Here is an 18,275-nt window from a genome sequence, read left to right as displayed (position 1 = left end):
TGGTCTTCCTTCAGTCTGGCTAAATACCTTTTTTAAGACTGAATTTTTTGTTGTCTAGTCGCGGATTTCGATTAGACAGTCATGGATAGATAAGGGGCAAGGAATGGTTACGTTTCTGGTCAAGCGCCTGTTTCAGGCACTGATAGTGATGTTTGTGATCAGTTTGGTGGCGTTTGCCATTCAGGATAACCTGGGCGACCCGTTACGTGAGTTAGTCGGTCAATCTGTTTCAGAGGCGGAGCGTCAAGCGCTACGCGATGAACTCGGCTTAAATGATCCCTTCGTTACAAAATATACTCGCTTTATAGGCGCAGCCCTACAAGGTGATCTTGGTACTTCATATTTCTTTAAACGCCCTGCTGTGGACGTAATTTTAGACAAATTGGTCGCGACGCTTGAACTTGTGTTCGGTGCTTCTCTGATTATTGTTTGTCTGTCGATTCCATTAGGCGTTTATTCTGCAATACACCCAAAAAGTTTCTTCACTAAATTGGTCATGGCGGGCAGTAGTATCGGCATCTCGGTACCTGTTTTCTTAACTGCAATCATGCTGATGTATGTGTTCTCTATTGAGCTAGGTTGGCTACCGTCATTTGGACGTGGTGATACTGCAAACTGGTTTGGTTGGGAGTCTGGCTTCTTAACGCTCGATGGCCTTGCACACTTAGTACTGCCGAGCATTGCACTGGCATCTATCATGCTGCCTTTGTTTATTCGTCTAGTTCGTTCTGAAATGCTAGAGGTTCTAAGTTCTGAATACATTAAGTTTGGTAAAGCGAAAGGCTTAGCGCTAAACAAAATCTATTACCAACACGCATTGAAAAACACCATGCTACCGGTTCTTACTGTTGGTGGTGTTCAGATTGGTACTATGGTGGCATACACCATTCTTACTGAAACGGTTTTCCAGTGGCCCGGTACAGGTTTCTTATTTTTAGAAGCGATCAACCGTGTAGATACACCACTGATTACCGCATACGTTATTTTTGTTGGTCTTATTTTCGTAGTGACTAACACGATTGTTGATTTGCTTTACGGTGTTATCAACCCAACCGTTAACATCACAGGGAAAGGAGCATAATCATGGAACAGACATCGACAGTGCCGTCTCGCTGGGAACGTTTTAAGCAATCAGACATTGTGTATTACTTCTTACGCGACAAAGTGGCAATGGTGAGTTTCGCCATTTTCTCAATCTTTTTAGTGATGGCATTAGCAGCACCTATTCTAGCGCCAACAGACCCGTACGACGTGACATCGATTGATATCATGGATTCAGAGCTTCCACCATCATGGATGGAAGATGGCGAAGAACGTTTCTTGCTCGGAACGGATGAGCAAGGCCGTGATATTTTATCTACTATGCTTTACGGTTCGCGTCTGTCATTGACGATCGGTTTCCTAGCGGTAGGCCTTCAGCTGACTCTAGGTATCATCATTGGTCTGTCTGCGGGTTACTTCGGTGGCCGTATTGATAGCTTCTTGATGCGTTTTGCCGATGTTCAGCTTTCGTTCTCAACCATGATGGTTGCGATCATTGTCTCGGCCATCTTTAAGGCTAGCTTCGGCAGTGACTTCTATGCGCAATATGCCGTTGTTATGCTGGTGGTGATCATCGGTATTGCTGAATGGCCGCAGTATGCTCGTACAATTCGTGCATCGGTATTGGCAGAGAAGAAGAAAGAATACGTAGAAGCGGCACGTGTGATGGGCTTTAGAGCGCCTCGCATCATGTTCCGTCATATTCTGCCTAACTGTTTATCTCCAATTTTGGTTATCTCTACGGTACAGGTGGCAAATGCCATCATGTCAGAAGCGGCACTTTCTTTCCTAGGTTTAGGTCTTCCGGTAGACCAACCATCACTGGGTGCTCTGATCAGTACAGGTTTTAACTACATTTTCTCAGGAGCATGGTGGATCACAGCATTCCCAGGTGTGCTTTTGATAACATTGGTTCTAGTTATTAACCTATTAGGCGACTGGTTACGTGACGTGTTTAACCCTAAAATTTATAAAGGGTGATAGCTCTGATTGATTTTTAGATAAAAAAGTCACTAAATTAAGAGCCGTAAGCAATTACGGCTCTTTTTTTGCTTAATGGATCTGGAACTTAGTATCATTGATAGTGTCAATAATACTTAAAATGGAATTCATGTTTTATCGATATGGATTCGGTAATAATTAGCCCGTAAGGGTTTAAGTGGTGGTTATGAAATTGACAATGAATGCTGTATGTCGTGCTGTGATGAGAAATTATCGTATGGGGCTTATCGCTGCATCCCTTTTGGTCTCGAGCCAAGTGAGTGCAGAGTCGGTTCTATGTGATGCAACTCAGGCAAGCACTAACCAATTACCACAGCTAGAGCAATCATGTCCGATCGGCAAGGGTGTTTGGGGGAGTAAGGCGCCTAAACGTCATTCAGATAACGAGCTGTTTTGGGTTCAATGTGGTCTGCTGAATAAGCCTTTGTCACTGAACCGAGCAAAGCCCCTATATGAGAAGATCTCGACCAACGTTTGGATGAAGCCTGAAGGCGGAGACTATCGTTGCTTAATCGGACCTTATTCTACCTTCTCTGATGCGAGAAAAGACCTAGCTCAGGTGCGCAAGGTTCCCGGTTATGGTGAAGCCTTTATTCGCATGGTCGATAAGTCGAAAACCTCATCACAGCCTATCGTTGCAAAACCGGCAGAGTCAAAATCTGTAAAGCCTAAGGCCCCTGTAAAACCAAAACCTGCTCCGAAACCTGTGGCTGCGAAGCAAGCGGCAGCGGTAACGAGTGCTGCAGCTATTCAGACGCTACCAAGCGGTAACGCGAATTCAGACAACGATTTGGAAATCGAAATCCGTGTGACAGCCAATGTTGCGGGTAGCCAATATGCGATTCCTTACCTTCTAGACCATCAGCAGCAGTTCTATATGGAGCAAGGTAAGCCTTGGAGCCGCCTAGATTTCGATAGCGCTGAGTTGGTGTGTAATCAGGTCAGCATGAAACTGATGACTGAAAAGCAATGGCAGAGCATCTTGAGCTCAAAAGTTATGGAAAAACAGAACTGGCCAATGCATCTACCTTATTGGGGCGCAGATAAGAAAGGCCTGTTTACCAACGGAAACGTAAACCAATTGAAAGGTTCTTCATTGCTTAATGTGATGTGCGTGAAGTAGCGTTAAGAGTCTTGGAGTTACCGTAGGCCGAAAGGCACAGACAAAAGAAACCCCAGCGATGTGCTGGGGTTTTTGTTTTTAGTCTTTTAAGAAGCTAAAACTAATGTCTTCGTAGTGCCCTTGGTATTTTTCATTTACTTCGCCTAATAGCGTATGAATACCGTTAGATATAGGGCTGTAAGATGTGAAATCGACACTACACTCAGAACCTTGCTCGTAGAAAGCTACATCCCACATTATCGGGGTTTCTGATATAGAATAGTTGGCGATGAAAGAATAAATGTCTTTGACATCATCACAGCTCATATTGATGAAGATATCTGCATCGGCTTGGCCTGATTCACACATATTGCCTACACAGTTTTCGTCAACACTATTCATCGCTGCATCAACTTTCATCTGTTGAACAGAGCCATTGCTATCAATGTAATGCACTTGACGTTCAACCCAGTTATCATTCTCGATGCCGTCGGTTGTCCATTGGCCAATCGTTGAGTTGATGTCTTCAGCGTTGGTGTAAGCTGCATACATTAGGTTGTAAACTTCAGGGATGATATCTACCCCAGTTAATGTCTCTGAACCATGAATGATAAAATAGTCTCCACGCTGTTCAGGTTTATACTTGATAGTAATTAGGTCAGTACCTTCTTCTACATTTAGGATGTAATTACCTTCAGAATCAATCGAGTAAGCACCGTATGATTCAAAATTAACGTTGTCACTTGGTTTGATAGACGCGTCAATGGTAGGACACTTTTCATAATTCTCTAATGTACGTTTTGAACCATAAAGCTCTTTGGTCACAGAGTCGAAATAGCGCACCTCACAAACAGCACCTGCACCATAGTAGTGGTCTTCTGTATCAAAACCTTCAATTGGTGATTCGTACAAATAGGTGTTTTCAAAACTCGTTGGTGGTTCTACTGGAGTACCCTCTAATACGTGAGGCATAAGTAATAGAGACTCTTCAGACTCTGCACCATCATTGTCAGTAACAGAGATAGTAATCTTGCCAGCTTGGTTCCATGGGCGAGCAGGTGTGCCAGAAATCGTAATGATTAGATTTTCTAGATCCGTATCGCTTAATAGGCCAGGAACGACACCGCCAAGTCCAACGCTTGTACGGCGAATATGACCATCAGCGTCAGTAAATAGGTTGCTAATGTCGATATCTTGAGAGAAAGCCTCCCCCTCTTGCAGGTACCAAGTATCTATTTCTTCTAACTGAAGGCGCGCTTGTTCTGCTTTGTTTAGGACAGGTGCTGTATTGTCCGCTTCAACCGTTACTTTTAGATTTAAAGGGTAAGACAGTGATTGATGAGCATCTTTTGCGAATATTTGGTAATTGAACTCACCTGCTGCTTCGAGCTTTCCACCAATAACACCAGTTGTACTATCAATGTTCAGACCATTTAACGTCCCTGTAAGCTCTTTTAGCTCATAAGTTAAGGTATCGCTTTCAGCATCACTAAAGTTAAGAGACGTATCAATAGGAGCCCAAGCATCACCTTTAATAATAACAACAGGGTTTAGGTGACCATCGGCTTGGTCGTGCGTAGGGCGAGAGTTTGGCGTGACAATAGGTGCGCCACCATCTTCAGGTACTTCAACAACAGGAGAGAAATCTTTTAGGTTCTCGGTTGGGTCATCGATAATCTTTTTCGTTTCTTCTGCGATAGAATTGGTTAGCTGTAGCTGTTGCTCAACAGAAATGGTTGAGTTGTCGACTAATGTCTCACCTATGACGTTAAGTGCTTCTGCTTCTTGTGATTCATCAGCAATGTAGTCACCAAAAATCAGAGTGTCAGACGCTTCAAGTCCTGAGTCAGTGATTGACTTCACCACATTCTCTCGAGATTGTTCTAGAGTAAGGCTGCTGTTTGCTTCCATTTGCTCAACAACCATATTGGTCATCGGGCTAACAACAGTAGCACCAGCAGTTGTTGCTAATTCAAAGTCGGAGTTTACTAAGCCGCGAGTTTTATCGATAGTTTGACCAGCAATTGCTTTAATAAAAACAGCTTTGTCTTTGTACTCATTTGGAAGAGTAATTTCACCGTTTTCATTGGTGTTGCTATCAAGCTGTTTATCTTCTGAATCTAGTTTTAGGTTGCCGTTTGTATCAATCCAAACTTGTGCATTTTCTAAGTAACCATCGATGGCAGTAATCACGATACCGCCTGGGGTTGCTTCGTCAGATGAACCACCATCTGAACCGCCACAACCTGATAATGCAATAGCCACTGACGCTGCTAGTAAACTAACCTTCTTCATTCTTTCCATCCTTACCGAGTGAAATCTATTATTTTTTTGAAGTTATATAAAAACGGGCTAGTTTTTACAGCTTGTATTCGGTAGGTGCAAGATACGGAAATTAATAGAAAATCCGTAAAAATTGTCATAAAAAATTTGTGGGATTAGTTATTGGTGAGGTGTATTTGCTGTTGTTATTGTGTTTCTAGGGAAATAAACCCCGCTTTGGCGGGGTTTTGTGTTAAAGATTCAGTGCTCTACTTGTTCCAAGCGTCGTGGATGAGCTTGATCGTTTCCTCTTGATTTGACTTGATAAAGAAGAAGCCGTTGTCATCGTGGCCGTAGCCAAATTGTGCATCTTTATTGTGATCACCAATACCGATAGTGAGTTCACCAAAGTCGCGGTAATTAAAGTAGCGACGAGTTACAACACAGTTGCAGTCGTCGTTGTCCTCTACTAGCCCTAAGTATGGGTTGATCTGTTTTTTATTGTAGTCATCAATATTCTCACCAACAATCCAGTTAGCTGTCCAATCTTGACCCTGCTCAGTGATTGGTGTTGCTGTGTATTTGCCTTCCGCAAGGTTCTCAGCATTCTTACCTGTCATTGAATAAGTAAACTTATCAAGTAGAGGGTAAAGGTCATTGCGTCCACCATCATCATCAACAAGTAGGAACTCATCAAGAGTTACTCCAACTGTCATGTCGTTTTGGCCTGGGTAAGAGAACGAATTGTAGTTAACACCATCTTCTACTTCTGTTGAGTCCATCCAAAACAGCTCTTTATGGCCAGTAGACTCTTCGACTAGCATCACAATCTGATAATCACCGTTTTTGGTGACGTTTTGGTAGAGCATTGTTGCCGTATCTGTACCAGCATCACCAGGCAAATCAACCGTGCCGTTGTTATTTAATGTGACTGCGAAACAGTCGTCACCTTTGAGCAGGCTATCTCGGCCAAGATCCCAGTAGTTGTGCTGCATGTAGTCTAGCGTGCTCAACCAGTCTTGACGGCTAAGCGTTGAGAATGCAGAAGAGTCATCTGTCGCAAAACACAGTTCATTCTGACCATTGTTAACGCGTAGAGATGCAAACGCTACCTCTGCGTCACCGTAGTCAAAGCTAGCCATTTGCCATACACCACCTTTATCGAAGTGTACTTGTGTAAAGCCTAGTTCTGGTTGTGGCGGCTCTACAGGGGTACCTTCTAACACTTCTGGTAAGGTAAATGTCACGTAGGTTGGTACGCCATCGTTATCAACGCCACCGACATTGAAGGTTTGTCCTGCTTGGTACGATTTACTTGGTGTGCCCGAAATAGTAACGATTGAACTTGTGTCTTCCGTTGGGGTAATGGTTAATCCATCAACAGTCAGAGCACCAGAGCGGTATTTAACGACATCACCATCTTCATCGTTGAATAAGCCTGCTAGATCGATGGTTTGGTTAAATATTTCACCTTCTTGAAGTTGCCAGCCATTAATCACGCTTTGCAGTCTTTTTTCTTCTTCTGCGATCACTTCGGGTGATTGGTTTTCAGTTAGCTTTATTACTTTAAGGTTCAGTGGATATGACAGTGCTCGGTGAGAATCTTTCGCGAAGATCTGGTAGTTATAAGTGCCAGGTGTTGTTAGATCACCAGTGATTATGCCTGTGTTGATATCAACCGCTAATCCGTTGAGATTGTTAGCTAGTTCTTTAAGGTCGAACGTCAATGTATCGCTGTCTGCGTCTTGGAATAAATCAGAAACATCTAAGTCTACCCAAGCATCTGAAGGAGCAAGAGTAATGTTTCCTAATATGCCATTCTTATTATCAACAGGACGAGAGTTAGGTGTTACCGTGATTGGGCTATCATCTGCTGGAATTTCTACTATTGGAGAGAATTCATCTAGGCTCTCATCGCTTGAGATGACTGTTTGAGCTTCTAGTGCAACAGCTTCAGTCAGTTCTATTTGTTTTTCAATAGTTAAGTTTGAGTGATCAACTAGTGTTTCGCCAATTACGTTCAGTGCTTGTGCTTGTTCAGAATCGTCAGCAATGTAGTCACCAAAGATTAACTCTTTAGAGGCTGTTAGACCAGAATCCGTTACTGATTTAACAACCGTTGCTTCTGCTTCTTCTTGAGTAAGTTCTGAGCCGTTATTGTTCGCTTCTTCTAATTGCTCAATGACCATATTAGTCATTGGGTTTATGATACTTGAGCCAGCTGGTGTCGCGAGTTCGAAGTTGTCTGTAACTAAGCCGCGTGTTTTATCAATTGTTTTGTTTTTAACTGCTTTGATAAATACAGTACTGCTTTTGTGTTTGCTTGGCAGAGTGAACTGACCGTTTTCGTCTGTTTCGATGCTCAGCTTCGTATCGGTTTCATCTAGTTCGAAGTCGCCATTCACATCGACCCAAACTTCAGCGTGTTGTAAGTAACCATCAATAGCTGTAATCACTACACCATCAGGAGGAGTGCTTGAACTATCGCTATCTGAGCCGCCACAGCCTGTTAAGGCAAGAGCAACTGACGCTGCTAGTAAACTAACTTTTTTCATTTCATATCCTTTGTAGAGCTCTAGCCAAGCTCTGTTTGTTTCATTTTATGATATTTACATTTAACTGGTGAATGTTTTACTTGTTGTTGATTGTCTTTTCAACGCACGTAAAGGCATAAAAAAACCGTAAAATTTATTTGATTTTTATTTGCACGATCGCTCTTCTAATCGATTTCAAATTTCAATAGCATGCTGCCCCGAATTAGTTTGATAGATATAAAAATGAAAAAATGGATCGGTTTGAGTCTATTGCCGTTTTTGGTAATGGCCCAACAAACACATGATAGTGATAAATATGGCTACTCGTATTTCACGGTTGGTTTGGAAAATGTGACGTATCAAGAGCACTTTGGTGGGTTAAGGTCGGATGTAACGGTGACTAACCCGACACTAAATACGGGGGGGGTGTATTACGTTAATGATAGATTCGATTTCTCTATTGATGCACTGGCATCATTTTCTCCTCAGAGTTCAAAAGAGGATTGGGTTAATAATGGCGCTTCCGTTCAGAATAACCAGATGGAGTACTTGAAGACGGTAACCAACATTCAGCTACACTACAAATTGCAAGATAACTGGCGTGTAATTGGTGGTCCATCTCTTACTTATCAGACGTTTACACGCTACGGCGTGAAAAACCATACCGATACGGGGAACAAATATTTTTACGGTACGTGGGAGGAGACTTCGACGGATATCTTTATGGATGTTGGTTTAGCCTACGATGACGGTAGTTTGTATCTTAGTGATAAATGGCACATCAGTGGTAAGGCGACCTTTGGTTTGCCAGTTTGGAGTGTGACTTCGAATACGCAATTTGAGGATGTTGACTTCTACGACTTCGGCTATCGAGCAGCAGTGGAAGGATCGGTGAGCTATGAAGTGACATCCGGTATGCACTTAGGTTGGTATGCAATGTTTGGTTATGAGAAGCGTTTTCAGTCGGATACAGAAATAGTGACAACCACATACTGTAAAACCATGGTTGATGGAGTGTGTACCGATTACGTAACCGAACAAAAAAATGCGACCTTACCTGAAGCCGACACCTATACATTCAGTACTGGCTTACAGGCTCTTTGGAGCTTCTAGGAGTTAGGGTCTAGATATCGAACATTGAGTTTGATCTCTTCAACCTTATGACGCCACTCGAGCTTAGGGCGAAGTATGATACTAAATACTTCGCCATGCTTGAACTCATCGAATTCGAGAAAGTCGACATCAAAGTAAGAGTATTGAAGGTTGCCCAATGGCTGTTCACCACACTCGATAGGTTCATAGGTCTCCCCGATGGTTTGTCCAATGATCTCACCGTACACCCCTTGCCCACCAACAGAGTAGTGATTAAATTTGTCGAGTAAATCTTCGCAAATAACCGTTGTATTGTAAGACTGTACATTGAGATCACCATCCATTCTATCTGGTGAAGTCGGATCTGATTGTTGGTAGTTGCTTATTTGCATACCATACCAACCTAAGTAGTAGTGACCGTCGTTGGCCAAGTACATATAGTTGACAGGTGTCAGTTGTAGTGCCTCTAAGCCTGTAATAGTGTTTATGCGTTGCTCTATTTGAGTTTTAGAGGCAACCGTATAAGTTTCATACTCATTGCCCATTTTTACTTGTGCCACATGAGCGGTGGTGAACGTCGGGTGACTTGGGTAGGTTTCTAAGATTTTCCAGCGCATGTCATTATCAAATATCGACTGGGTGCTAGAGACGATAAGAGTATCGCCATCAACCTGATAACTCCCGACTATACGCAGTTCATATTCATTCGGGCAGGTGGTTAAGGTGTTCGAAGATGCGAAGAACACTTCATCATTGATAAATTTAAAAGCTTCGCAGTATACCTTTTCATAATTGTAAGTCTTGCCTGAAAATCGATGGTTGGTTTCCAGTCGATACCAAGTGTCACCAATCAAAGGGTGCAAACCATCTTCCTCAAGCCCTGAAGAGATCGAAGGGAGAGAAAAGCGGGTTGTAACCCATGCATTCTCTTCTGAACCATGGTAATTATCTTTGGCTCGAGCAATAAGCTGAGTTGGCGCCTCACCTACTTTTGGGGTGCCTTGGATGCTTGTCTTTTCGCCGAGATTCGAAACTGAGAACTTCGGGTGATTAACGGCGACTTGTGTCGTCAGTAGGTCATCATCAGGATCTTCAAATAGTCCTGTAATATCAACCGAGTGGTTAATCGGAGAGTTTTCCGTTAAGGGCCATTGATTGATTTCGTGTTGAATACTCTGTTGGATCGCTGAGTTTACTCGTGGTTTTTGATTGCGGTCTGTTCGTTCGCCTTCATTTGATACAATCAACGTTTGAGTGACAGTGTCAAATGGCATGAATTCTTCTCGTAAAAACTCAGGCTCCCCGGAGGCAGTCAATGCAGAGGTAGCTACGACCTTGAGCGTCTGTTTTGGTTTACTTTCAATGAAAGCCTTTAGGGATGCTTCTGAATCATTCGATGGAGTGGAAGCTGCCTCGTTTGAGCCAGCCCTAGAGGACGCCGGGTCGGATAACGATGACTTGGTTTCTTTTAACAATGACTGAGTGGACGGTTCTTGTGAAGCTAACCATGATGGAAGCCCAAACAAACTACTACACCCAACTAACACAACAAGAGATACACGTTTTTTCATGCGTTATACCAATTTGCTCTGTAGCCAACAGCGAGAGAACTTGAGATCTTTCTCAATCAGACTTGCACTACACTCTAGGAGATCGCTGATCTCTCTATTTTTCATACCCATCAAGTACTTGAGCTTGAGGGCTTGAGACTGCCGTGGATAATGAATACTGAAGTTATCTATCGCTTTATCCATGATCATTAATTGCTCGAACCTATCGTCTTGGCTGTCGCTCAGTATGGTTATCTGTTGGCGTTTTTTTGCCTGAAGGTGGCGAGCATTATCGATTAAAATCTGGCGCATCACTTTTGCAACCATAAGGAAAAAGTCTTTTTTATTTTTGATCGATTGAAGGTCAGATGAGGAGATCTTCAGGTAAGCGTCATGAATCAAAGCAGTCGTGCTGTTCATGCTGTCGCTCAGTACTTGATTATCAGTACCATATTTTTGGGCGCTGCGAGACCGTTCTTGTTGAGCAATGTGTCTTAGTTGTAAGTAAGCGAATTGATATAAATCGGTTTCGGCACTTTTATCGCCGGATTGCCATTGTTGGATGATTTGTGTGATATCTGGAGTTGCAGTTGCCATTAGCTGTTAGACCTCACCTTGGTAAATTCAGAAACTGATAGGGTGCTGATATTATGGGATTTATCAGGGTTTAGTGAAATTTTTTGTTTGAATCTATAGAGTATGCCTTGGTCCCAATCTTGACCTGCAGGTAAATATTCCCATGCGGTGAAATGCTGCTGTGGTACTGAGTCATACCAACGCACGGTGACATTCATCTGGGCAAGAGAAGTTGTAGGCTCTGGGTTCGTCAGCCACCACATATCTCCAAATTTTTCTGTAACCTCTTGCGTGTATTGCTGGTGGTTTGTTGAGCATGTCTCAGTGTCGCTTGGGCCAAGAAAAATGCGTTTATCTTTGATGAGTAGGCACTCATTTATGATGTCGGCTTGTTGATATTGAGTATGTTGCCAAACACCTTCATAAGGGATGTGATTACCGCGATTATTGGTGTAGGTAAACCAAATCATCTCAGCTTTGTTTGAGTGACGGATGTGTTCTTTCTGTCCCAAACCTTGGGTTTTTTCCATCAATAGCTCAGTTTCGGTATCAAAATCTAATGCAACGGTACGGTACTTCCAGTCCCCTTCATCGTTGTAGTCTTCAATTGAGAATCCACTCAAATCATGGCGAGTGCAGCCTTTTTGAGCGCAACTGGTAAAGCCTGTCCAACCATCGCTGTTGGATAATGGCTCGCGAATGATCTTCTGGGGTGTCTGGTAAGGGCGTAGGTTACATCCGTTAAAATAGTCGCCGGTTCCTGGGAACTGAATGAGTTCTGTGTCTGTGATTTGGTAACTAAGCTCTCCAATCGGACCTTTGTATTTTGGATTAGTGTGATGAGCTAAGTCGTAAAAGCAGGCGCGTCCGGCATAGTCTTTCTTAGCAATAATAATATTATGAAGCACTTTGTCTTTCGGAGAAAAAATGATTTCCTCTGAGGCGAAGTTATTCTTGATGTATTCTTGGCTCTGGTTGAGGTGTCTTGCCGCTTCTTTGACTGAAACAAGATCAATGCCTAACTCTTGAGCATCTAAGTAGCTTAAGTCGAGATTTTTGAGCTTCTTTTGAAACTCTACGTCAGATAAAACTTTACTCGCTAAGATGATTTCATCGCGGTGTTCTGGAGTATCATCAAGCGATAAAAGTAAACGAGTCATGTTGATGCTGCGGCTTGGACGAGTTGACGAGAGGGTTGGTGTTATTACCTCCTGGCCCGAAAGCGTTGTCAGCAAGTAACCCGAATTGTCGGTGCCAATAAAAAAGCTGACGATATCACCTGAATTGTATTGGAATGCCCCTTTATCAGTGGTGCCCGAAAGATTGGAGCTGGTTTCGTAGTAAAGCCCTGATACTGGGGAATCAATAAAATACCCGGTGAGAGGTTCGCTACCATTAGCACGAATGTAAAGACTTGTTGAATAGAGAGTTATCAGTAGGAGAAGTATTTTTTTCATAATTAATTATTGGATGACTTTTCTTTATTTTTGTTAATCACGGACTTTTCAGGTGATGGCGTCAGCATGGCTAATAGCATTTTTTGTTTAACGTCTTTGGGTAAATCAGGGTTTGATAATATCCGACGTCTAGTGAGTTCAAGCATCGTGCCTACTGACATTTTTGCTGCATCACTGCCTTTGGCATGAAACAGCAGGCTCGTCACTTCATACATCATCTCTTCCGCGACTAGCTTTTCTTTTTGTAGCTGCACATTCTTATGGAATATCGCTGTTGAAAATGTGGCGCCTGACAGAAGTAATAGAATCGTTAGAGCACTCTGCACCGGGCGTCGCTTTAAGAGCTTTGCTAATGAATAGAGCGGCTGCTTCTCTCTCAAAGAAATGGGGCGGAACTCTAAGATACGTACTATATCTTGGCGCAATTCACTTACGCTGGCATAGCGACGATAAGGTTCGTGGTTTGTCGCTTTTTCTACAATTAGATTAATATCTAAGTTTGAAGAAGAGTCAAAAATCAATGCTAGAACCTTACCCAGTGAGTAAATATCACTTTGTTGAGTTAAGAAGTGACCTGCAATCTGCTCTGGGCTGGCATAGGCCTTGCTGTAGGCTGTTAGTATGGAGGCATCTGAGCTTTGGTGGGGTGCAGGTTGTTTGACCTTTTGGGTTAGATTGAAGTCGAGAATCTTAGGTGAACCCAAAGGGTCAATTAAGATATTTTCAGGCTTGAGATCAGCATGCAGTACTTGTTTCTGATGGGCATGTTCAATTGCTGAACAAATTTCTTTAAATAAACTGAGCTTTTGTTTTTCACTGAAAGAACGATTCTGTAAGTACAGAGAAAGTGTTTCCCCTTCAACCCGTTCCATCACAATGTAGACCGACTCTTCGTAGACTCCGCCGTCAAACACTTTGGCTATACATGGATGGTTTAAATGTGCGAGTAATTGCGCTTCTTGGAATAGAGCATGCTTACCTAAAATATGTGTAAGAGCTGGTTGTATGAATTTGATCGCTAAGTCTTGCTCAAAGGTCCTATCTGCTCGACTGGCTGAGTAGACAACTCCCATACCACCGCGACCGAGCTCATGAGATATATAGTATTTATCGACTAAGGTGTCGGTGAGGCTAAGTTCGGATCCTGTTGCTTGTTGTGCGTGAAAGCCGAGCAGTGATGTTATCTGCTCTGAGGATACTTCGTTAATGAGAGGAAGTATTTGCTGATATAAGCTGGGTTGTTCTTGCTCTAGTCGCTCTAGATAGAGATTTTTTTCCGCGTCGGAGAGATCCATGAGGTGATAAAAAACCTCAGTGGAACCACTGCTTTTATTTTGCACAACTGATCTTTTTTATGTTTTTTATTATGCGCGCATTCTATAAGAATTTTAGATGCTTTTTCGATATTTTTATCAATTGCATATGAAAAAATGAGCTAACTAGTCGCATTTTTGAGAAATTTTCAGGGAAAAACGATGTGTGATCTTCTCCCCAAAGTTTGGTTCTTGATTATTTCTCAGAGGCTCATGGCAAATAGTTGGTTAAAGGTCCGCTTTATGAAGGTGGACTATGCAAATTGCTCTCTAACCTTATTTGTTTCGTATTGCCATTGACTCACATAAAATGAGGTTATAAAGATATGAAATTGAATAAGTGGTTAGAGGGCGTATCCCCTCAATTCGAAGCGGGTGGTAAGTATGAAAAATGGTATCCAGTGTATGAAGCGTTCGCCACCATATTTTATACGCCTGGCAACGTAAACCGAGGTCAGACCCATGTTAGAGACAGTATCGATCTCAAACGAATCATGATTCTGGTGTGGCTAGCGACCTTTCCCGCGATGTTTTGGGGGATGTATAACGTCGGACACCAAAGCTTCCTCGCATTAACGTCCAGTTATCAACTTAACGAACTTACCTCTGTTATTGAAAGCAGCTGGCGCTTGTCATGGGCATTTGGTGATGCGCAGTCATTGATAGCAAGTGGCTGGGCAAGTCAGATGTTGCTTGGTGCACTCTATTTCCTGCCTGTTTATGCCACGGTGTTTGTTGTGGGTGGCTTCTGGGAGGTCTTGTTTGCAGTCGTTCGGAAGCACGAAGTTAATGAAGGCTTCTTTGTCAGCTCGGTGCTGTTTGCACTAATCCTCCCGCCAACCATTCCGCTCTGGCAAGCCGCATTAGGTATCACTTTTGGTATCGTTGTCGCCAAAGAGCTGTTCGGTGGTACAGGACGAAACTTCCTTAACCCTGCACTAGCAGGCCGCGCGTTTCTCTACTTCGCTTATCCAGCCAACATGTCGGGTGGACTTGTGTGGGTTGCCGCTGACGGCTATTCAGGCGCGACACCACTGAGTCAATGGTATGAGGGTGGTAGTACTTCGCTTATCAATAATATGACTGGCGAGGCGATCACCTGGATGGATGCGTTTATCGGTAATATACCGGGCTCGATGGGTGAGGTGTCGTCACTGCTTATCATGTTGACGGGTCTGATTCTGATTGCCATGAAGATAGCCTCTTGGCGCATTGTTGCGGGTGTGATTATTGGCCTTGTGGCGACCTCTAGTTTGATGAATTGGATCGGATCCGAAACCAACTCGATGTTTTCTATGCCGTTCTACTGGCACTTTGTGTTGGGTGGCGTTGCCTTTGGTACTTTCTTTATGGCGACCGACCCAGTTTCTGCCGCTTTTACCAATCAGAGTAAATGGGCTTACGGTATTCTTATCGGTGTGATGACGGTTGGTATTCGAGTACTCAACCCTGCTTATCCAGAGGGCATCATGCTGGCTATCTTGTTCGCAAACCTCTTCGCCCCACTGTTCGATTTTATTGTGAAAGAGCAAAACATCAAACGCAGACAGAAGCGGACACTGCGTTGATTTAAATGAATAAGAGGAAAAGTGATTCCCATAAGAAAGGCTTACATTGATGTAAGCCTTTTAATTTTTATCGCGATTGATTTGAAGTTGATTTAACTCCACTTCAAATCAATTTCGAACGGTTGGGTGTGGCCACAATGCTCACCACACATTTCGTCGTAGGCACTGTTGTGAACCAGCATTGCCGACGCCACGCCTTGGTCGCTAAAGTGGTCGCGTGCTTGGTTAACACTCAAAAACTTCATTGGGTGCTGGTGGTCGTCTTTGATTAACTGTTTTTGCTCGTCAATGATTTGGTAAGCCAAGTAAATCCCGCCTTCAAATGATTCAATTAGTAGATTCATCACAAACTCCATTGCTGTTCTAGATAAGTTTTGGTTTTTGTATCTACGTTGATGGTTGTTTGAAGGTTCATGTGCGCTAGAAATGAAAAAACCAAAAGCACAGCTTCTGGTTTATCTAGTTGTCATCGGATCAACAGCGAGGTCGGTTAATTTTTGTTGCAGCGCCAAAGTTTTGAATCATTTCGTCAACTCATATTATCTTCATCTCACAAGACGCGAAATTAAAGTGAAATCCCGTACATTTAATTTCAATAGGTTTGGTGTGCGTTTATTTTCCTCGTTAACCAGAAGCGAGAAAATTTTAAGTCTTTTTCAATTAAGCTATCGCTGCAGGTTAGAAGTTGGCTAATTTCTTGAGTTTGAAGGCCCATAAGGTATTTCAACTTGAACGCTTTTGATTGTCTTGGGTAGTTTAGAGTGAAGTGATCAACCGCTTTATCCATAATGATTAGTTGTTCGAAATGCACTTGTTCTGGATGGTTCATGGATGCAGGTTGTTGGCGTTTTTGTGCCTGTTGACGTCGAGCATTATCGATGAGTATTTGTCGCATTATTTTTGTTGCCAGCAATAAAAAATCGCGAGTGTTTTTTATTGATTGAGTGTCAGCAGAAGAGAGCTTGAGGTAAGCATCGTGAACCAAAGCCGTTGTATTATTGATACTATTCCAAGATACCCAACAGCTTTGTTCATGCTTGGTTGTACTCCGCTTTCGCTCCTGTTGGGCGAGTGTGTAAAGGTGTGAGTAAGCGAAATGATAGAGTTTTTGTTCAGCCCCTTTATAGCCTGCTTTCCAATCGCTCACGATCGATTCGATGTCGGTTAGTTGGTTACTCATATTTAGCAGTTTCCTTTTTTTGATTCTGAGCGAGCAGCCTGCGGGGTGATTATTTGTAATAGCTTCGCCTTTGTTTTTGTTGGTATGTCTGGGTCTCCTAAAACAGCTTTGTGCGTATGCTTGAGTACCGCATTGATTGATGCTTTCGTTTTATGGCTTTCTTTTATTTGAGAAAGTGTCCGGACAAATTGTTTTGTGACTCTCTCTGATGCTCGTTTTTCTATTTGAAGCTGTTGGCTTTTTTTAATTAAAGGCGCGTAGAGCCCTACACCGCATGAGATAAGTACTGCAGACAAAGCACATTGAATTGGATGGCGCTGGCATAGTTTCAGGGCGGAGTAGAATGGTTGATCTTGATGTGCTGTGATCGGACGGCAAGCGAGCAGCTGCTTAATGTCGCTGTATAATTCATTGGTACTCGAATAGCGCAGTAAGGCGTGGCGTCGTGTTGCCTTTTTAATTATGCAGCGGAGGTCACCCTGACTTATCGGTAGTTTAGGAAACATGAAAGTTAAGATCTTTCCTAGAGCGTAAATATCACATTGGACAGTGGGTGGGCTTCCGTTGATTTGCTCTGGGCTAGCGTAGTCATGGCTGTAGGCATTGATTGTGATTGGGAAAGCAGACAATTGGTCACTGATTCCTCTCATTAAATTAAAGTCGAGTATCTTCGGGTGACCTTCACAATCGATTAATATATTTTCTGGCTTTAAATCGGTATGCAGAACTTGGTGTTTGTGTGCGTGTGAGATAGCAGCGCATATCTTTAAAAATAGATTGAGCTTCTTTGTTTTGTTTAATGCATACGTAGCAAGGTATTCACTAAGGGTGCAACCTTTTATGTGTTCCATTACGATATAAACAGAACCTTCATGCGTCCCTCCATCGATCACTTTGGTTATATATGGATGGTTCAACGTCGCAAGTGCTTGGGCTTCATGAAATAAGTATTCTTTATCTATGAGGTGAGACAGTGTTGGCTGAATGAGTTTTATGGCAAGGTTTTGATGAAATGTCTTGTCCACTCGAGTCGCCGCATAGACAACACCAATACCTCCACGACCTATTTCGTAAGACAGGTGGTACTTATCAATGTATGTATCAGAATAAGTCGCTTTTTTGTTTGTAGCTTGGAGGGCGCCTACACCAAATATATGTGTAATAGGCTCTAGCTCTGAGGTGCAGATAAAGGGATAAATCTTGTCATATAGATCGACTTGGTGTGCTTTTAATTCTTTTAGATATTTGGTTTTTTCTGCCTCAGATAGATCCAATAATTGATAAAAAAGATCGGTGATGCGGGTGTTGGCTACTGACATTATCACTTGTTCAAGAATTACTATGAACGGGATTCTATAAGCACGAACTATAGATTTTGCTGAGATTTGACAATCTTTTATAATTTTTTATATATCAGTGCGTTGTGCGTTCTTTTTTTGTTCAAGCTGGTTAATAAAAAGCAGGCCTAAGCCTTAATGCCGATCAGTTAAAGCCAAAGCGATCGGTTGAAGGATCCTTCAGAGCTGTCAAAATCCAAGTGTATTTAATGCACTTGGATTTTTTTATGGATGTTTCTCAAGCTCTAAACATAATTAATG

The 18,275-nt window shown here is 42.7% G+C and carries 14 protein-coding genes; 5 read left to right on the top strand and 9 right to left on the bottom strand.

The features are described from left to right. The first annotated feature begins 103 nt into the window (after positions 1–103). From L3V36_RS23165 to L3V36_RS23155, 3 genes are all read left to right on the top strand, one after another. Positions 104–1,081 carry an ABC transporter permease gene (locus tag L3V36_RS23165; protein WP_004735540.1) on the top strand — a complete coding sequence of 326 codons (978 nt, stop codon included), beginning with the start codon at positions 104–106 and terminating at the stop codon, positions 1,079–1,081. Positions 1,082–1,083: 2 nt separating this feature from the next. Beyond that, a complete protein-coding gene (locus L3V36_RS23160) occupies positions 1,084–2,022 on the top strand; it encodes an ABC transporter permease (protein ID WP_017089048.1) in 939 nt (312 codons plus the stop codon). Positions 2,023–2,209: 187 nt separating this feature from the next. Continuing rightward, a complete protein-coding gene (locus tag L3V36_RS23155; RefSeq protein WP_102448435.1) occupies positions 2,210–3,166 on the top strand; it encodes an SPOR domain-containing protein in 957 nt (318 codons plus the stop codon). Between the two features lie 78 nt (positions 3,167–3,244). Here L3V36_RS23155 and L3V36_RS23150 read toward each other — a convergent pair whose 3' ends face one another. Continuing rightward, positions 3,245–5,440, bottom strand: a complete 2,196-nt coding sequence (locus tag L3V36_RS23150; protein ID WP_208775707.1) for a putative Ig domain-containing protein — start codon at positions 5,438–5,440, stop codon at positions 3,245–3,247. A gap of 236 nt (positions 5,441–5,676) precedes the next feature. Continuing rightward, the gene (locus tag L3V36_RS23145) at positions 5,677–7,962 is read right to left on the bottom strand and encodes a hypothetical protein (protein WP_102448437.1); all 2,286 of its coding nucleotides are present in this window, start codon (positions 7,960–7,962) and stop codon (positions 5,677–5,679) included. Between the two features lie 222 nt (positions 7,963–8,184). Here L3V36_RS23145 and L3V36_RS23140 point away from each other — a divergent pair, with 222 nt between their 5' ends. Beyond that, positions 8,185–9,054 (top strand): hypothetical protein, encoded by an 870-nt coding sequence (locus L3V36_RS23140; RefSeq protein WP_102448438.1) that lies wholly within the window; start codon positions 8,185–8,187, stop codon positions 9,052–9,054. Here the strand turns inward: L3V36_RS23140 and L3V36_RS23135 are convergent. From L3V36_RS23135 to L3V36_RS23120, 4 genes are read right to left on the bottom strand one after another with little or no spacing between them, the layout of a single operon-like run. Next, positions 9,051–10,604: a hypothetical protein gene (locus L3V36_RS23135; RefSeq protein WP_208775708.1), complete on the bottom strand. Its 1,554-nt coding sequence runs from the start codon at positions 10,602–10,604 to the stop codon at positions 9,051–9,053. The two genes, L3V36_RS23140 and L3V36_RS23135, sit on opposite strands and share 4 nt — an antisense overlap. A gap of 3 nt (positions 10,605–10,607) precedes the next feature. Continuing rightward, positions 10,608–11,180 carry a sigma-70 family RNA polymerase sigma factor gene (locus L3V36_RS23130; RefSeq protein ID WP_102448440.1) on the bottom strand — a complete coding sequence of 191 codons (573 nt, stop codon included), beginning with the start codon at positions 11,178–11,180 and terminating at the stop codon, positions 10,608–10,610. Then, positions 11,180–12,616: a chromosome partitioning protein ParA gene (locus tag L3V36_RS23125; protein WP_102448441.1), complete on the bottom strand. Its 1,437-nt coding sequence runs from the start codon at positions 12,614–12,616 to the stop codon at positions 11,180–11,182. Before L3V36_RS23125 ends, L3V36_RS23130 begins: the two co-directional genes overlap by 1 nt. A 2-nt stretch (positions 12,617–12,618) precedes the next feature. After that, a complete protein-coding gene (locus L3V36_RS23120) occupies positions 12,619–13,911 on the bottom strand; it encodes a serine/threonine-protein kinase (RefSeq protein ID WP_065682893.1) in 1,293 nt (430 codons plus the stop codon). A 344-nt stretch (positions 13,912–14,255) separates the two neighbouring features. Between L3V36_RS23120 and L3V36_RS23115 the strand changes: the two genes are divergently transcribed. Further along, on the top strand, positions 14,256–15,497 hold the full coding sequence (locus L3V36_RS23115; protein ID WP_065682886.1) for an NADH:ubiquinone reductase (Na(+)-transporting) subunit B: 1,242 nt from the start codon (positions 14,256–14,258) through the stop codon (positions 15,495–15,497). 92 nt (positions 15,498–15,589) lie between these two features. Here the strand turns inward: L3V36_RS23115 and L3V36_RS23110 are convergent, their stop codons facing one another. From L3V36_RS23110 to L3V36_RS23100, 3 genes are all read right to left on the bottom strand, one after another. Continuing rightward, positions 15,590–15,841, bottom strand: a complete 252-nt coding sequence (locus L3V36_RS23110; protein ID WP_065682885.1) for a DUF6482 family protein — start codon at positions 15,839–15,841, stop codon at positions 15,590–15,592. A gap of 248 nt (positions 15,842–16,089) precedes the next feature. Then, on the bottom strand, positions 16,090–16,677 hold the full coding sequence (locus tag L3V36_RS23105; RefSeq protein ID WP_102448442.1) for an ECF-type sigma factor: 588 nt from the start codon (positions 16,675–16,677) through the stop codon (positions 16,090–16,092). Between the two features lie 2 nt (positions 16,678–16,679). Then, positions 16,680–17,996 carry a serine/threonine-protein kinase gene (locus L3V36_RS23100; protein WP_208775709.1) on the bottom strand — a complete coding sequence of 439 codons (1,317 nt, stop codon included), beginning with the start codon at positions 17,994–17,996 and terminating at the stop codon, positions 16,680–16,682. Between the last annotated feature and the right edge of the window lie 279 nt (positions 17,997–18,275).

This window comes from Vibrio sp. G-C-1 (assembly GCF_021728015.1).
In the GTDB taxonomy this organism is placed as follows: Bacteria; Pseudomonadota; Gammaproteobacteria; order Enterobacterales; family Vibrionaceae; genus Vibrio; species Vibrio splendidus.
Note: the sequence above shows the minus strand (reverse complement) of the source record. Positions and strands in the feature narration are given on the sequence as shown.

What these genes read in the sequence shown, in the direction of transcription:
- L3V36_RS23165 (WP_004735540.1), top strand. Translation starts at nt 104, where the DNA reads ATGGTTACGTTTCTGGTCAAGCGCCTGTTTCAGGCACTGATAGTGATG.
- L3V36_RS23160 (WP_017089048.1), top strand. Translation starts at nt 1,084, where the DNA reads ATGGAACAGACATCGACAGTGCCGTCTCGCTGGGAACGTTTTAAGCAA.
- L3V36_RS23155 (WP_102448435.1), top strand. Translation starts at nt 2,210, where the DNA reads ATGAAATTGACAATGAATGCTGTATGTCGTGCTGTGATGAGAAATTAT.
- L3V36_RS23150 (WP_208775707.1), bottom strand. Translation starts at nt 5,440, where the DNA reads ATGAAGAAGGTTAGTTTACTAGCAGCGTCAGTGGCTATTGCATTATCA.
- L3V36_RS23145 (WP_102448437.1), bottom strand. Translation starts at nt 7,962, where the DNA reads ATGAAAAAAGTTAGTTTACTAGCAGCGTCAGTTGCTCTTGCCTTAACA.
- L3V36_RS23140 (WP_102448438.1), top strand. Translation starts at nt 8,185, where the DNA reads ATGAAAAAATGGATCGGTTTGAGTCTATTGCCGTTTTTGGTAATGGCC.
- L3V36_RS23135 (WP_208775708.1), bottom strand. Translation starts at nt 10,604, where the DNA reads ATGAAAAAACGTGTATCTCTTGTTGTGTTAGTTGGGTGTAGTAGTTTG.
- L3V36_RS23130 (WP_102448440.1), bottom strand. Translation starts at nt 11,180, where the DNA reads ATGGCAACTGCAACTCCAGATATCACACAAATCATCCAACAATGGCAA.
- L3V36_RS23125 (WP_102448441.1), bottom strand. Translation starts at nt 12,616, where the DNA reads ATGAAAAAAATACTTCTCCTACTGATAACTCTCTATTCAACAAGTCTT.
- L3V36_RS23120 (WP_065682893.1), bottom strand. Translation starts at nt 13,911, where the DNA reads ATGGATCTCTCCGACGCGGAAAAAAATCTCTATCTAGAGCGACTAGAG.
- L3V36_RS23115 (WP_065682886.1), top strand. Translation starts at nt 14,256, where the DNA reads ATGAAATTGAATAAGTGGTTAGAGGGCGTATCCCCTCAATTCGAAGCG.
- L3V36_RS23110 (WP_065682885.1), bottom strand. Translation starts at nt 15,841, where the DNA reads ATGAATCTACTAATTGAATCATTTGAAGGCGGGATTTACTTGGCTTAC.
- L3V36_RS23105 (WP_102448442.1), bottom strand. Translation starts at nt 16,677, where the DNA reads ATGAGTAACCAACTAACCGACATCGAATCGATCGTGAGCGATTGGAAA.
- L3V36_RS23100 (WP_208775709.1), bottom strand. Translation starts at nt 17,996, where the DNA reads ATGTCAGTAGCCAACACCCGCATCACCGATCTTTTTTATCAATTATTG.